We start from the raw sequence: 14,387 nt of genomic DNA on the forward strand, positions 1-14,387 counted from the left end.
CTAACTATAAAAACTTTGGGCTAATGAACCAAGTAGTAGCTGCCAGCCATCGACTAATACGAAAAGCATGAGTTTAAAAGGCAAAGAAATGGTCGCCGGAGGAACCATCATCATCCCCAGCGCCATCAAAACACTGGCAACAACAAGGTCGATGATCAGAAAAGGAATAAATACAGTAAAGCCGATCTGGAAAGCTGTTTTTAGCTCGCTGGTTACAAATGCAGGGAGAAGCACACGCATCGGTACTGCTTCAGGTCCCTGAATCTCAGGGATTTCTGCCAGCCGGGTAAATAATGCCAGATCGGTTTCCCGGGTCTGCCGCAGCATGAATTCACGCAACGGTTCTGCGCCACGTTCGATGGCGGTTTCCATGCTGATTTGATCTTGACTGAAGGGAAGATAGGCTTCGTCATAAACGCGATTTAAGACTGGAGACATAACAAAAAATGTCAGAAAAAGCGTTAAACCGAGTAATACCTGGTTCGGTGGCGCGGTTGGTGTACCCAACGCATTGCGTAACAAACTCAGTACGATAATGATGCGGGTGAAGCTAGTCATCATTAACAATGCGGCAGGAATGAATGTTAATGACGTGAGGAAAACCAGCGTTTGTACGGGTAGTGTCCAGTTCTGCCCACCGTTAGGTAGCGGTTGCGTCACAATACCAGGGATCTGCGCCCATACGGATGGAGCTATGAACAATAAACCGATGGCTAAACCATAGCGCAGTGTGCGAAGCAGGGCGATGATACGAAAATAATTAGGCAAGGCACTCATTCCGATTTTTCCGGACGCTTTAAAACTTTCTTTAACAGTTGATTGAAATCTACCGGCTTGATATCGCCAGTGGAAGAACTGTCGGTGGTTGGCTGTGCTGGAAGTGTATGCAGCGGTGTGATTTGTTGGGTCGTAACACCTAGCACCAGCCAGGTATTGTCAACTTCTACAATAACAACACGCTCGCGCTGCCCAACAGGGCAACTGGATACCACTTTTAGCAATTTGTTTTGTTTGCCCTGTGGGGCAAAGCCGAGTTTACGGGCTAGCCAAGCTATCAGTAGTATAAATAACAGAATACCAGCAAGCACGCTACCGACCTGTGTCAGTAACATGCTGCCGGTAAGCGGCGGTTCAGTAACAAGCGTCGATTGCTGGCCTGATACTGACGTCGGAGATGAAACCGAGGCTGTTGCCATTAACGACTCAGGCGGCGCATACGTTCGGATGGTGTGATGATATCGGTAATACGAACACCATACTTATCAGATACGACGACGACTTCGCCTTGGGCAATCAGGTAACCATTAATCAGAATATCCAGCGGTTCACCGGCTAAGCCATCCAGCGCAACCACTGAACCCTGAGTCAGGCGAAGCAGCTCTTTTATCGTCATTTTGGTGCGACCAAGTTCAACAGTGAGTTTGACAGGGATATCCAATATAAGATCGATATCCTGCAAGGCACCCAGTGGATCATGACCGTCTAGCGATTTAAAAATACCTTCCGTTGTTGCGGCTGGTTTATCTGAAGCCTGTTGCTCGTTAAATGCATCAGCCCACAGATCGTCCACTGATTCCTTGTCGTCGGACGGTTTCTTGATGTCACTCATGGGGCTGTTCCTCGTTATCCAGAGAATTCAATATAGGGTTAATCAAATGTTCAACACGTAGAGCATATTGCCCGTTTAATGTGCCATATTGGCTGGTCAATACAGGCACACCGTCAACATGAGCAATGATTTTGTCAGGTTTATCGATCGGTAATACATCACCGGGCTGTAACTTTAGAATCTTGGACAGTCGTAGTGGAATATCAACAAAGCTTGCGACTAATTCCAACTCAGAATGCTGCACCTGTTTAGCTAAGGTGTCTCGCCAGCTCTGATCTTCCTGACGTGAGTTTTCCAATGGCGGATTCGCGAGCAGTTCACGCAGCGGCTCTATCATTGAAAAAGGGATACAGATATTAAATTCGCCAGTAAGTGAACCGATTTCAACATGAAACGGTGTCGTCACAACAATATCATTAGGCGACGTGGTGATATTGGTAAACTTGACCTGCATTTCTGAACGCACGTATTCGATGTCAAGTTTGTAAATCGCATTCCACGCTTCGCCATAGGCTTCCAGAGCCAAGCGCAACATTCGCTTAACCACACGTTGCTCTGTGTGAGTAAATTCACGTCCTTCGACTTTCGTCGGGAAGCGCCCATCACCACCGAAAAGGTTATCTACGGCGATAAATACCAGGCTTGGTGAAAATACAAATAATGCGGTGCCACGTAGCGGTTTTAAGTGAATCAGATTCAGGTTTGTCGGTACAGGAAGATTCCTGGCAAACTCATGATAAGGCTGTATCTTGATGCCACCTACGGTGATATCAGGGCTACGACGTAACAGGTTAAACAACCCCATACGAAATTGACGTGCGAAACGTTCATTAATAATTTCTAATGCCTGTAAACGTTCGCGGATAACACGCCGCTGAGTATTCGGATCGTAGGGTTTGACGTCTCCATCCGTTTTTGACGATGCATTTGCATCAGCGTCGCTATCGCCGCTGTCGCCATTTAATAATGCATCAATTTCTGCTTGTGAAAGAATGCTATCGCCCATAATGGTTACCGCAGTATAAAAGCCGTGAACAGAACATCAGTAACGACCTGGTTAGGTTGGCCAGGAACTAATGGGGGGCTTAGCACTTGCTTAATTTGCTCTATCAACTTCTGTTTACCTTGCTCATTGGCGAGCGCAATAGCGTCCTGACGAGAAAGTAACAATAGCAGCCTGCTGCGAACTTCTGGCAGATAATTCGTGAACCGTGTGCGAGTTGCTTCATCTGGTAAGCGCAGCGTGAATCCAACATACAAAACACGGTCAGGGTCGTTATCTGCATTGACGAGATTAACAGTGAAGGTATCCAATGGCATGAAAACCGGCTCTGGCGGTGGTGGCACCTCCTGCTCAGCCGTTGCCGCGTTTTTCTGATTTAATAGCCACCAGGCAGCACCCGCAGCACCCGTTGCAGCGAGGGCAATGATAATCAGTAGTATCATCCAGACAGATCGTTTACGTCCTGATCGAACTTGCATATCAGACATAGCCAAAGATAGTTCCCGTTACTTATCGATATTTATTGCTGGATGAAACCAACAATAAATAAATGCGTAATATCGATGATTATCCTGCCTATTGCACTGTTCAATACAGTGAATAGGCAGGGAAAATCGCGCTAACTTATTCGTTTACTTTAGTTTCAGGCAAAGATATCAACGCCGTTGACTGATGATGCCATTGATCTTAACTGTTCTGGCACGTTTAATAATTCACTTGTACTGTCTGCTGAATGACCAAATTGCTGTTGGTAAGACGAGCCATGGTTATTGCTGTTGTTATTATTACTCGCCATTTGCTGCTGCCAGGCAGAAGAATCACTACCTACACTGCTCTGGCCAAGGTTAATTCCGCTTTCTGCCATCGCATTACGCAGATGTGGCAGAGCGGCTTCTAGCGCTGAGCGAACCTGACTGCTCGCTGAAGCCAGATGGATTTGTGCCTGATTATCATCGATTTTTAGACTGATATGCAGAGCACCTAACTCTTGTGGGTTCAAACGTAGTTCTGCGGTCTGCTGGCCGTTACGGCTAAACATCACGATCTGTTGGCCCAAAGCATCTTGCCATTGTGGTGAGCCAAACGGTGCATTCAGTTGTGCATTGGCTGCCTGAGGTGCGGGGGTCGTGGTTCCCACCGCTGGGGGCTGAACGTGCATAGCCTGTGCCACAGGTGGTGTTGTTTGAGACACGCCATTGTTTACCGCAGAAGCCGATTCAGGTGCATTACGATCGCCTGCCAGAGAAGCCGGTGTCATGAGTGCAAATTTTGCGGCTTCATCCGCAGATTCGGACGTTGTTGATGATGCTTGCTTGTCTGCATGATGCAGATCGCGTGATATGCCTGCATCTTTATCTGCTATTACTGATGTGTCGAGCAGCTTTGCCAGTATGTTTTTGGCATTTTCATCCGAATGATTTACTCCTGCTGTAGGAGACACATTCTGGCGCTTAGCATCAATAAATCCAGGAATAGTTAAACCCGTCGTAACCGCCGTTTCTGCGATGTTATCAGCAGCAGGTTGCGTAGGAAGCTGTGTTGTTTGCAACATGGCAAGCAGCGCCTGCATTGCCATGACATTATCTTGTGTGGTGTCAGTGGCATCTTTTTCACCCTGACTCTTAAGTTTTACCTGCTCTGTAATTTCTGGACTTTGCTTACCCGCTGTGATGGTTGTACCAGTGAGTGAACTGAATGAAGAGAGCAGAGCCGTTAAATCTTCACGGCTGAGGGAAGCATTATCCTTCCCTAATGCGTTTAGCAGGGCTTCTTCGTCTACTTTATCGAGCGCTTTTTTACCCGAGGTATCGACTGCTTGTGCTATGCGTTTGCTCAACAGATCAACAAAATCTTTTGGCAGCTCGCCTTGTGTTAGCAGAGAAGCAGAAGAACTGCTCGTATCGCCGGCAGTGGTCGCTATAGGTAACGCGGACAGATTCATTATTCTGCTTTCCTCTGTGAAGCCCGTTGGGCAAATTCATCCATTTGTTTTTGTTCGATTTTATTTTCTTTGGCAAGTTGTCTTGTCACTTCACGATCTTGCAATTTCTCAAAAGCGTTCAATCGCTGCTGCTTTTCTTGCCAGGTCTTCATTGCTAAATCTAAACGTGATGTCCATTGCGAGAGCTGTTGTCTGTGTTGCTCTATAGCACTGTCCAACGTTCGGATGAATTGCTGATAATTTTGCCAACTATTATTCGCCATACCAGCAGACATCGTCGAGTTCAATTTTTGACGATAATCATCCTGATAGTTTAACAGCATGTTGAGCTGCTGCTCTGCCTGTTGATGTGCCTGACGCACCTGCCCCAACTGGCCCGCTGCCTTCTCAACGTCTTTCTGCGCCAGTTCGCGTAGTGTAACCAGCGGTGACTGGGTTTTCATCTGCTCTCCTACTCGTTACGAGGGAAAATAGTGTGCAACGCCTGGCAGGATTCTTCGTAGTTACTTTGTTCAAACATACCTTGTTGCAAGAAGGCTTCCAAGTACGGGTAGAGCCGAATTGCTTTGTCAAGCATGGGATCGCTACCTGCTGCGTAGGCACCCACGCTGACTAAATCACGGTTACGTTGGTAACTGGATAGTAACTGTTTAAACTGCCTTACGGAAGCATAGTGGCCTTCATCGATCAGCGCTGTCATCGCGCGGCTAATCGATGCTTCAATATCAATGGCCGGATAATGGCCGGACTCGGCTAATTGACGGGACAATACAATATGCCCGTCAAGGATGGCGCGAGCAGAGTCGGCGATAGGATCTTGTTGATCGTCACCCTCTGTCAGAACAGTATAGAAAGCAGTGACTGAGCCACCGCCATGAATACCATTGCCTGCGCGTTCTACCAATGCTGGTAATTTGGCAAAAACAGAAGGGGGATAACCCTTCGTTGCCGGTGGCTCGCCAATAGCTAAGGCAATTTCACGCTGTGCCATGGCATAGCGCGTGAGTGAATCCATGATGAGCAGTACGTGATGCCCGCGATCGCGAAAATCTTCAGCAATACGCGTAGCATACGCGGCCCCCTGCATCCTTAATAATGGGGAAACATCCGCTGGCGCTGCGATAACGACGGAACGCGCGCGTCCTTCTGTGCCCAGGATATTCTCAATAAAATCTTTTACTTCTCTACCGCGTTCGCCGATAAGGCCAACAACGATAACGTCAGCTTGAGTATAGCGTGCCATCATGCCCAACAGCACACTTTTACCTACCCCGGAACCAGCAAACAGCCCCATCCGTTGCCCACGTCCCACGGTAAGCAGGGCATTAATCGCTCTAACGCCCACATCGAGAACACTTTCGATAGGCGTTCTCTGTAATGGATTGAACGGTGGCGTAATCAGCGGTGCGCGATAGCCTGTATCCGGCGCGGGTAAACCATCAAGCGGTTTTGCGCTACCATCCAGCACCCGACCCAGTAGTTCAGGACCTAGTGGTAATTGTTTTCCCTGACTACTGCTGTCCTGTCCGACACGAGCGTAAACACGCGCTCCAGGCGTAATACCTTCAACTTCTTCCAGCGGCATGAGAAAGAGTTTTTGTCCATTAAAGCCGACAACTTCACTTTCGATTTCTTCAACCGGAGAAGAGCCATTCTGCCGTTCGATGAGGCAGGTAGCCCCCAGCGGCATATGTAGCCCAGTCGCTTCCAAAACTAAACCTGTCGCCCGGGTTAAGCGGCCATAACGACGCACCGAAGGTGTATCGTCAATGCGCTTCTCAAATGAATCAAGAGAAGAAAGCCAACGTCCGAGGCGTGAAGTCATCATAGCTCTCCCGGTGCGGCTAAGCGGCAAAGTTCATGCCAGCGTGTTGCAAGACTGGCATCCAGGTCGCCTTCTTCCGCACTGACTTTACAGCCACCAGGGTGGAGTTGGCTATCAGCCAGAAGCCTCCAGCCATGTAAGCTAAGTGTCGGGCCTAAATATTGTTCAACGCGTTCCAAGTCTGAAGGGTGAACGCGCAACTGCGTTTTACCAGAAAACATAGGTTCTTGCTGGATCAATTGCTGTATTTGGCCGAGCAGGGCGTTACCGTCACATACCGGAGGTTGCCCCAGAATTTGCTTCGCTGCGGTTAACGCCAACTGCATTAGACGAGCCGGAATCACACTATCAAGTGTATCCAACGTCTGTTGGAATTCAGTGACCATTTGCTGCATCTGTTCGATGATCGGCTGCTGTTGCTGTAAAGCATTCTGCAAACCCTGCTGTTGTCCCTTAGCTAAACCTTCCTGATAACCAGCGTCATAGCCTTGTTGATGGCCTTGCGCAAAACCAGTTTCTCGAGCCTGCTGCATCGTGCTTTCACGCAGCAATGCCAACTCATCCTCTGCGGTAGAAAACGTATTTTCTTCAGCGAGAAATGCTCTTTCAGACACATCAGGCTCATCGCTCACCTGATCCGCTGGTACTGATTTTGATACCGACTCAGCCAGATCATTGAGCTTCCAGGGTTGCCAAGCCAGGTTTTTGGGGGCATTAGACATAAGCATCCTCGCCACCACCGATAATCATCTCGCCGCTGTCTGCCAGTCGACGGACGATGAGCAAAATGGCTTTCTGTTCGTTTTCGACCTGAGACATACGCACCGGGCCGCGGGTTGCGAGGTCGTCGCGGAGAATTTCTGCCGCACGCTGGGACATGTTGCGCAGGAATTTCTCGCGTAGCGGCTCTTCGGCACCTTTCAATGCCAACAGCAGAGACTCGGATTCGACCTCTTGCAGAAGGCGCTGAATGCTGCGATCGTCCACATCGACCAGATTTTCGAACAGGAACATTTCATCGATAATTTTCTGTGCCAGTTCGCCATCGAACTCACGCACAGCATCGATAACGGCTTCTTCCTGCTGACTTTTCATCAGGTTGATAATCTCAGCCGCAGTACGAACACCACCCATCTTGCTGCGTTTGATGTTTTGGCCATCCAGCAAGCCATTCAGAACGTCTGTCAGTTCTGCCAGCGCTGAAGGCTGAACGCCGCCGAAGGTCGCGATACGCAGCATGACATCATGGCGAAGACGTTCGTCAAACAACGCCAAAATGTCAGCAGCCTGAGCACGCTTCAGATGGACCAGAATAGTAGCAATGATCTGTGGATGCTCGTCGCGAATAAGGTCTGCCGCAATCTGAGGTTCCATAAAGTTGAGCGTTTCCATGCCAGTGGATGTTTCGCGGCTTTCCAGAATATCTTCCAACAGGCTGGATGCACGCTCTTCACCCAGCGCTTTAATCAGTACTGAGCGGAGATAGTCGCTGGCATTAACGCTGAGAGCGGCATATTGCTCTGAGTCTGCTTCAAATTCTCTCAATATTTCTAGTAATTGCTGCTGCGATACTTGACGCAGGTTTGCCATTGCAGAACTGAGGTGCTGTACTTCTTTAGTCGAAAGATGAGTAAACACCTCTGCGGCCCGGTCTTCACCAATGGTCATCAATAAGATGGCGCTTTTTTCTGTTCCTGTCAGGTTCATAGTTCACTACTCATCCATTGACGAATTACCAGAGCGACAACGCGTGGATCGTTCTCTGCCATTTCACGTATGCGGTTACTTTGCATCTCTGCATTGACGCGTTGCTGCGATTTCCGTTGCTGTTCCACTTCGGAGCTGCTCAGGTTAACCATAACATCGTCATCTGCATCTTTAGACAGAGCTGCTGCTGCCAGCGCAGCTTCTTGTTGTTGTGCTTTCTTCTGCAATTGTGGACGAACCAGTTTACGCCACAGGATCCAGGCAACGATCAGAACCAGCAACCAGCGCCCAGCTTCCATCATGAGATCGAGGAATGCCTGTGTTTGCCAGAAGGGGAGTTCGCCAGAACCATCTGTAGTATCCATAAATGGCGTATTAACGACATTTAAGGTATCACCGCGTTCCGCAGAGAAGCCCATCGCTTCACGCGCTACCGTTTCAATTTGCTTGATCTGTTCTTCTGTCAGTGCAACGGGTTTGCCATCCTCACCTGGGGGCTGGTAGTTGACGATTATGGCCGCAGACAAGCGCTTCACACCACCCGTGCTGTGTTTGGTATGTAAAATCGTTTTGTCGACTTCATAGTTGGTTGTTGCATCATTGCGAACATTAGATGTTTGAATGACGGTATTAGCATTAGCGGCATTGCCTTGCGCACCCGCCGCATTGTTTTGATTCTGCTGACCAGCCTGATTATTCGCATTGGCGTTGGCATTATTTGGCTGCGTCGCGATAGGGGCAGTTGGTGCCGGTGCTGGCTGATTGGATAATGCCCCGGGCACGCCACCTACGTTCGGGCCACCACGTTGTTCACTCTGGCTGGTTTGCTGAGAGCGAACGGCCGCTTTGTCCGGCGGTTGGTTGGGTTGATACTGTTCATCTGTTTGTTCACGAGCAGAGAAATCGATTTGTGCAGTGACCTGAGCATGTACATTGCCCATACCAACCATTGGAGCAACGATTGATTCTATGCGGCGTTGATACATCGCCTCAACTTCGTTACTGAACTTAAGTTGCGCTGCATTGAGATCGCGACCACTGCCACCTGCCTGAGTTAGCAGGCGTCCGGTCTGATCGACAACTGTAACATTATCCGGGGGGAGGCCAGCCACGCTGCTGGAAACCATGTAAACAATAGAGTTAATTTGCCCTTCGTCTAGTGCGCGACCTGGTTGTAATGTCAATGTTACAGAAGAAGACGGCGCTTTCTGTTCACGAACGAACAGTGAGGGTTTCGGTATAGCAAGATGGACTCGCGCATTTTGAACGGGACCGAGTGTTTCTATTGTTCTGGATAACTCGCCCTCCAGTGCGCGTTGATAATTAATCTGTTCACTGAACTGACTAATGCCAAACTTTTCCTGATCGAGCAATTCAAAGCCAACAGCGCCGCCTTTAGGCAGCCCCAATTGGGCAAGTCGGAGCCGGGTTTCATAGACATTTTCGGAGGGAATCATGATTGCCCCACCGTTTTCCGCAAAACGGTAAGGGATATTCAGCTTGGTTAATTCGCTGACAATTGCACCGCCGTCTCGGTCATTTATGTTGCTGTAAAGAACACGATAATCTGGGCCTTTAGCCCATAAAGTCAATGCAACGACAATAGCAATCGTCGCGGCTGCTGCTATCAATAGCGGAATTTTCGGATTGGCGCGTAACCGGTTGAGTATTTCGCCAAAGCTGTTTTTACCGGTAGCGGTGCCGGTTAATGAGGCGTTCATACTCTATCTCTGCTTGGTTGTTGAACGATATACTTAACGTTGTGACGTGACAAAACAGAACTCCCTGATTGCGCAATCAATAAATATTTCGCCTAAATTTATGGGCATGTCATTATTTTCCGTAAAAGAAAAATCGATGGGTCGATAAGGTGGCATTTTTCACGCTAATTACCCCATTTAGACTAAGTGTGGTGTGATAGGGTATCGCTGTCATAAATGTGTATGAAACAGCCTAATCAGCATGGCTTAGTGAGGTATTATGTCGGTTCAAGGTATTGATGGCGTTCTCCAGCAAATGCAGGTTAAAGCTCTGCAAGCCTCGAGTACGCCAATAGCCAGACCATCCGTAGATCCTGGTTTTGCCAGCGAGTTGAAAGCAGCTCTGGGGAAAATCAGCGAAACACAGCAGGTGGCTCGTACGCAGGGTGAAAAATTTACCTTGGGTGTGCCTGGTGTCGCATTGAATGACGTTATGGTCGATTTGCAAAAATCATCCATTTCAATGCAGTTGGGTATTCAAGTCCGTAATAAACTGGTCTCTGCGTATCAGGAAGTGATGAATATGTCTGTTTGATACCGACTCATGGTATCAGGCTGTAATCACCAATGTTATTGTGCGCGTTCTCACTGTTAATGCAGATGAGATTGCGTGCAATCTTTAGTTGTACTGGCTTCTCCTCACCTGTTTCTTTTTGGTTTTAAACTCGTTAGTCTTCGTCGTTTTTAGCGCCTACATATATATTTCGTTCTACCGATAGTGTGATCATTTCGCTTGAAAGCAATCGTTATGGGTGAAAACGTTTCAATAAATAGAGGCGCGGTTATAACAGTATACTTACAACGTGGTGTTATGAAGGCGTTTCATCAGGTAAGGCATTGCCAGGCAGCAGTCGCTGCCCTGCAAATTCGCTATAAGTTGTATTAATTGATTTTTGTTTCAGTGACTGCCCCATCAACGAACTTAACTCATCCATTCGCTTCTGCAGAAGTTGTTTTACTTTCGCTTCATTATCCATCACTTCCTGCAAAATTTGTCGCAGATGCAGACGCATCACACTGTCAATTTCATCGGGAATTGGCGTATTCACCAGGCCTTCAACGGACTGAACATAAACAATCTCTTGCTCAACCAACGTATCCCATTGGCCGCTGACGGCCAAACGAAGAATTTTTTGACTCAGAGACAAAAGTTGTTGGTAATCTTTTAGAAGCCGATGGGGGGAGGCCATTAACTTACTTCCTGCTCAGGTTTGTAATTAGGGCCGATTTGCCGCCAGGCATCGGCAATATTTTCCAGGAGTGCTTCGACTTCTTCTATCACTTTTGCATCGTTATGTAAGTTGGCAATCAACAAACGTTGAGACATGTAGTCGTACAGCGCAGACAGGTTTTCAACGAGTTCGCCCCCACCTTCCATATCTAACCCGGCTTTTAGCCCGTTGTTGATAATATTGATTGCTTTAGATAACGCCATACCTTTGCCGGGAATGTCGCCTTGCTCCATGAGGATGCGTGCGCGCACCATTGCACTGCGCGCACCATCAAACAGCATGACGATAAGCTGGTGAGGGCTTGCGCTCATCACACTGCTTTCAAGACCTACCTGAGCATAGGCTTGGCTGCCTTTCATGTTGTACATCATATTACCTGCTTTTGTTTATGACTCAGAGGCTAGATAACATACTTGACAGGCTAGACATAGTACTATTCATATTAGTCATTGCTTTATCAAGTTCGACAAATTGCTTCTGGTAACGGGCAATCGTTTCTTCAATACCAGTGCTGACACGGGTATATTGTGTATCAAGACTCTTTAGCGTTTTATTGAGACTGTCTTCTTTCGTCTTGATTGTACCCTCTGTGGTATCCAGAACCCCTTTCAGATAGCTACGTGTCTGAGTGGCAAATCCGGTTTTATCATTATCACCAACGAAGAAGCTTTGCACCTTACCTGGTTCTTCTTTCAACGCCTTTTCAAGCTTAGTGTTATCTATTTCTAGCTTACCCGTTTTAAAATTCTGGCTAATGCCTAAGTCAGCAAGAATATGGAACTCATCGTTATCGTTTTGTACGCTAGTGAGTTGAGATTTCAACTGATTCTGAATTGTACGAACTGTAGAATCACCTATTAACGCTCCGTTGGTAGTAGATTGGTCTTCTCCAGCTTCAACAGCAGTGTATTTTGTTTGTGCGCTAATAGTATCTTGAAGTGCATTATAGGCATCGACCCAGGCTTTGATCGTATCTTTCATGCCAGTAATATCTTGATCGATAGTTAGCGTTTCCGGCGTATCAGTTTCTGTTTTTGCCAGAAGCGTAAGTGTTACACCTTCAAAAGCGTCATCAATGGTATTACTTTGGCGTTCAATTTCGATACCATTCGCCACAATTAAGGCATTCTGGGCAGCAACTTTCTCTGTTGTGGTGCCCAATATACCGCTACTGTCTGTTAGTGTAATTTGCCCTTCAGTACCACTATCTCTGGCCGTAAGCATAAGATAGTATTCATTGTCCTTCGCTTTAACTACGCTTGCACTAACGCCGCCATTTGCTTTGTTAATTGTATCGCGAACATCATTCAGTGAGGTTTCTCCACCGGTTATGTTCACAGTCAGTGATTTGCCGTTTGCTTGAGCTATGGTGATAGTCGTGTCTGTTTCGCTTAATGCTGTTGTCGCACTAGTTTTAGCCTCTGAAGTGATTGAGTGAGCCTGTGCCAGTTGCTGGACTTCAATGCTATAACTTCCTGCGACCGCATCACTGCTGGTTGTCGTGGAAAATGCTTTGTTGGTGCTGGAAACCTTGGTATTCGTTATGCCATCAATAGAGCCTGTTGTGATGCCAAAAGATTCAGATTTAGCTAAGGCATTGTTGGCTGTATTGAGCTTATCGAGGGCACTTTTGAGTGCGCTAACGCCGGTAAGTTGGGCTTTATAGCTGCTTTGTTGGGTAGTAATCGGCGTTAGGCGTTGATTTTCTGCTGTTCTTAACTGTGTTAATAAAGAGCTCAGATCCAGCCCAGAACCCACGCCTAAAGAAGAAATACTTGCCATGATCGGATCCTTTTATTCAGAGTTTGGTGATCTACGGAGTTAGTATCGGCTGTACAGATAATAAGTTTAGCAATAAATGTATGGGCTATTCTTACAATGTATAGAACATAAATACAGCGCTGTATTTTCCTCTAATAGCCTATATGGATACCGGCCCTGCGCAAGCTCGTCGAATAAGCTATTCGGGTGATTGAACGCTGCCAACGCTGAGATATGGCTGTATCCTGCTTCGTGAACCCCGTCGTGGCTCAGGCTTAGTGATTGGTTGTTAGGTATCATACGGTGATCCTATCGTGCATTACCTCTGGTTTTAAGAAGCTGATGGTCTTGTTTACATTGTAAAATCGGCTCAGGAGAAACGATTAAGTAGTGCTCGGTTTTAACATAGTCAACGATGACCGTTTTGCTCTGCCGCGCTAACTTTATAAGTTAGCGCTACCTATCTTTTAAACAGCCAGAATGAATTTGAGTAAAAAAAAATTAAAGCTTCTGGAAAGCGTTCCGATAAATGTTAGCGACGGGGATGAACCCGTGGGTCTAACCCGAAACCGACACTTACTGATTAAGGAATCGCTATTATGGCAGTAATCAACACTAATACTATGTCTCTGGTTACCCAGAACAACCTGAACAAATCTCAGTCTTCTTTGGGTACCGCTATTGAGCGTCTGTCTTCTGGTCTGCGTATCAACAGCGCTAAAGATGATGCTGCTGGTCAGGCGATTGCTAACCGTATGACTGCACAGGTGAAAGGTCTGACTCAGGCTGCGCGTAATGCTAACGACGGTATCTCTCTGACGCAAACTGCTGAAGGCAACCTGAACGAAATCAATAATAACTTGCAACGTATCCGTGAGCTGGCTGTTCAGGCTGCGAGTGATACCAACAGCTCTACTGACCGTGTCTCTATCCATACTGAAATGGCTCAGCGTCTGGATGAAATCAACCGTGTTGCTACCTCTGCTTCTTTCAACGGTACTAAATTGCTGGACGGTTCTGCTTCAGGTGGTATCAACATTCAGGTTGGTGCTAACACTGGCGCAACAGAAGTCATTACTATTGACTCTGGCGCATTAGTTAATGCTGGCACGGGAACTAATGGCTTGTCTTCAGGCGTTTCTACTGCTGTAGCCGCAATCAGTGGCGGTACAGGTACAATCGGTGGTAGTGGTGGTTTGGCTCAAACAATCGTTGATGCCGTCGATACTGCGCTGAAAGCCGTTGATACTGCACGTAGTAACTTGGGTGCGATTCAAAACCGTTTTGAATCTACTATCACTAACTTGAATAATACTGTCAACAACCTGTCTTCTGCGCGTAGCCGTATTGAAGATGCAGATTATGCGACGGAAGTATCGAACATGAGCCGAGCGCAAATTTTGCAACAGGCTGGTACATCTGTGTTGTCTCAGGCCAACCAGGTTCCGCAGACCGTTCTGTCTCTGCTGCGTTAATACCAAATTTTTTAGCTGTCCTTCCCAAAGCCCGGTTCTGCCGGGTTTTTTTTATTATGGCTTTAGCCAGTTC

The 14,387-nt window shown here is 47.4% G+C and carries 16 protein-coding genes; 2 read left to right on the top strand and 14 right to left on the bottom strand.

What is annotated here, in order from left to right:
• The 11 genes from fliP to fliF all read right to left on the bottom strand — a co-directional run bounded on the left by fliP (window position 1) and on the right by fliF (window position 9,807).
• Window positions 1-777 carry a flagellar type III secretion system pore protein FliP gene (gene fliP, locus OI69_RS06170; protein WP_039347466.1) on the bottom strand — a complete coding sequence of 259 codons (777 nt, stop codon included), beginning with the start codon at window positions 775-777 and terminating at the stop codon, window positions 1-3.
• On the bottom strand, window positions 774-1,196 hold the full coding sequence (fliO, locus tag OI69_RS06175) for a flagellar biosynthetic protein FliO (RefSeq protein WP_039347468.1): 423 nt from the start codon (window positions 1,194-1,196) through the stop codon (window positions 774-776). The genes fliP and fliO overlap by 4 nt, the downstream gene beginning before the upstream one ends.
• Entirely contained in the window at window positions 1,196-1,609 is a 414-nt protein-coding gene (gene fliN / locus OI69_RS06180) for a flagellar motor switch protein FliN (RefSeq protein WP_039347471.1), read from the bottom strand. Before fliN ends, fliO begins: the two co-directional genes overlap by 1 nt.
• Window positions 1,602-2,615 (bottom strand): flagellar motor switch protein FliM, encoded by a 1,014-nt coding sequence (gene fliM / locus OI69_RS06185; RefSeq protein ID WP_039347473.1) that lies wholly within the window; start codon window positions 2,613-2,615, stop codon window positions 1,602-1,604. Before fliM ends, fliN begins: the two co-directional genes overlap by 8 nt.
• Window positions 2,616-2,620: 5 nt before the next feature.
• Window positions 2,621-3,100, bottom strand: coding sequence for a flagellar basal body-associated protein FliL (gene fliL / locus OI69_RS06190; RefSeq protein WP_039347476.1), 480 nt, complete (start codon window positions 3,098-3,100; stop codon window positions 2,621-2,623).
• Between the two features lie 155 nt (window positions 3,101-3,255).
• Window positions 3,256-4,554: a flagellar hook-length control protein FliK gene (locus OI69_RS06195; protein WP_039347479.1), complete on the bottom strand. Its 1,299-nt coding sequence runs from the start codon at window positions 4,552-4,554 to the stop codon at window positions 3,256-3,258.
• Complete coding sequence (fliJ, locus tag OI69_RS06200) at window positions 4,554-4,997, bottom strand: flagellar export protein FliJ (RefSeq protein WP_039347483.1); 444 nt, start codon at window positions 4,995-4,997, stop codon at window positions 4,554-4,556. The genes OI69_RS06195 and fliJ overlap by 1 nt, the downstream gene beginning before the upstream one ends.
• Before the next feature lie 8 nt (window positions 4,998-5,005).
• A complete protein-coding gene (gene fliI / locus OI69_RS06205; protein WP_039347509.1) occupies window positions 5,006-6,379 on the bottom strand; it encodes a flagellar protein export ATPase FliI in 1,374 nt (457 codons plus the stop codon).
• Window positions 6,379-7,101, bottom strand: a complete 723-nt coding sequence (gene fliH / locus OI69_RS06210) for a flagellar assembly protein FliH (protein ID WP_039347485.1) — start codon at window positions 7,099-7,101, stop codon at window positions 6,379-6,381. The genes fliI and fliH overlap by 1 nt, the downstream gene beginning before the upstream one ends.
• Entirely contained in the window at window positions 7,094-8,086 is a 993-nt protein-coding gene (gene fliG, locus OI69_RS06215) for a flagellar motor switch protein FliG (RefSeq protein ID WP_039347488.1), read from the bottom strand. Before fliG ends, fliH begins: the two co-directional genes overlap by 8 nt.
• The gene (gene fliF, locus OI69_RS06220; RefSeq protein WP_039347490.1) at window positions 8,083-9,807 is read right to left on the bottom strand and encodes a flagellar basal-body MS-ring/collar protein FliF; all 1,725 of its coding nucleotides are present in this window, start codon (window positions 9,805-9,807) and stop codon (window positions 8,083-8,085) included. Before fliF ends, fliG begins: the two co-directional genes overlap by 4 nt.
• Before the next feature lie 259 nt (window positions 9,808-10,066).
• On the opposite strand from fliF, the gene fliE reads away from it, so the two are divergent.
• A complete protein-coding gene (gene fliE, locus OI69_RS06225) occupies window positions 10,067-10,381 on the top strand; it encodes a flagellar hook-basal body complex protein FliE (RefSeq protein ID WP_039347493.1) in 315 nt (104 codons plus the stop codon).
• Window positions 10,382-10,655: 274 nt separating this feature from the next.
• Here fliE and fliT read toward each other — a convergent pair whose 3' ends face one another.
• The 3 genes from fliT to fliD are packed head-to-tail and all read right to left on the bottom strand — an operon-like array spanning window position 10,656 to window position 12,860.
• Entirely contained in the window at window positions 10,656-11,036 is a 381-nt protein-coding gene (gene fliT, locus OI69_RS06230) for a flagella biosynthesis regulatory protein FliT (protein ID WP_039347496.1), read from the bottom strand.
• Window positions 11,036-11,446, bottom strand: coding sequence for a flagellar export chaperone FliS (fliS, locus tag OI69_RS06235; protein WP_039347499.1), 411 nt, complete (start codon window positions 11,444-11,446; stop codon window positions 11,036-11,038). The genes fliT and fliS overlap by 1 nt, the downstream gene beginning before the upstream one ends.
• 25 nt (window positions 11,447-11,471) lie before the next feature.
• Window positions 11,472-12,860 (bottom strand): flagellar filament capping protein FliD, encoded by a 1,389-nt coding sequence (gene fliD / locus OI69_RS06240; protein ID WP_039347503.1) that lies wholly within the window; start codon window positions 12,858-12,860, stop codon window positions 11,472-11,474.
• 578 nt (window positions 12,861-13,438) lie between these two features.
• Between fliD and OI69_RS06245 the strand changes: the two genes are divergently transcribed.
• Window positions 13,439-14,314, top strand: coding sequence for a flagellin N-terminal helical domain-containing protein (locus OI69_RS06245; protein WP_039347506.1), 876 nt, complete (start codon window positions 13,439-13,441; stop codon window positions 14,312-14,314).
• Window positions 14,315-14,387 lie beyond the last annotated feature (73 nt).

Source organism: Pectobacterium fontis (assembly GCF_000803215.1).
GTDB classification, from domain to species: Bacteria; Pseudomonadota; Gammaproteobacteria; order Enterobacterales; family Enterobacteriaceae; genus Pectobacterium; species Pectobacterium fontis.

Coding starts and splice junctions, on each gene's coding strand:
- fliP (WP_039347466.1), bottom strand. CDS start 777: ATGAGTGCCTTGCCTAATTATTTTCGTATCATCGCCCTGCTTCGCACA.
- fliO (WP_039347468.1), bottom strand. CDS start 1,196: ATGGCAACAGCCTCGGTTTCATCTCCGACGTCAGTATCAGGCCAGCAA.
- fliN (WP_039347471.1), bottom strand. CDS start 1,609: ATGAGTGACATCAAGAAACCGTCCGACGACAAGGAATCAGTGGACGAT.
- fliM (WP_039347473.1), bottom strand. CDS start 2,615: ATGGGCGATAGCATTCTTTCACAAGCAGAAATTGATGCATTATTAAAT.
- fliL (WP_039347476.1), bottom strand. CDS start 3,100: ATGTCTGATATGCAAGTTCGATCAGGACGTAAACGATCTGTCTGGATG.
- OI69_RS06195 (WP_039347479.1), bottom strand. CDS start 4,554: ATGAATCTGTCCGCGTTACCTATAGCGACCACTGCCGGCGATACGAGC.
- fliJ (WP_039347483.1), bottom strand. CDS start 4,997: ATGAAAACCCAGTCACCGCTGGTTACACTACGCGAACTGGCGCAGAAA.
- fliI (WP_039347509.1), bottom strand. CDS start 6,379: ATGACTTCACGCCTCGGACGTTGGCTTTCTTCTCTTGATTCATTTGAG.
- fliH (WP_039347485.1), bottom strand. CDS start 7,101: ATGTCTAATGCCCCCAAAAACCTGGCTTGGCAACCCTGGAAGCTCAAT.
- fliG (WP_039347488.1), bottom strand. CDS start 8,086: ATGAACCTGACAGGAACAGAAAAAAGCGCCATCTTATTGATGACCATT.
- fliF (WP_039347490.1), bottom strand. CDS start 9,807: ATGAACGCCTCATTAACCGGCACCGCTACCGGTAAAAACAGCTTTGGC.
- fliE (WP_039347493.1), top strand. CDS start 10,067: ATGTCGGTTCAAGGTATTGATGGCGTTCTCCAGCAAATGCAGGTTAAA.
- fliT (WP_039347496.1), bottom strand. CDS start 11,036: ATGGCCTCCCCCCATCGGCTTCTAAAAGATTACCAACAACTTTTGTCT.
- fliS (WP_039347499.1), bottom strand. CDS start 11,446: ATGTACAACATGAAAGGCAGCCAAGCCTATGCTCAGGTAGGTCTTGAA.
- fliD (WP_039347503.1), bottom strand. CDS start 12,860: ATGGCAAGTATTTCTTCTTTAGGCGTGGGTTCTGGGCTGGATCTGAGC.
- OI69_RS06245 (WP_039347506.1), top strand. CDS start 13,439: ATGGCAGTAATCAACACTAATACTATGTCTCTGGTTACCCAGAACAAC.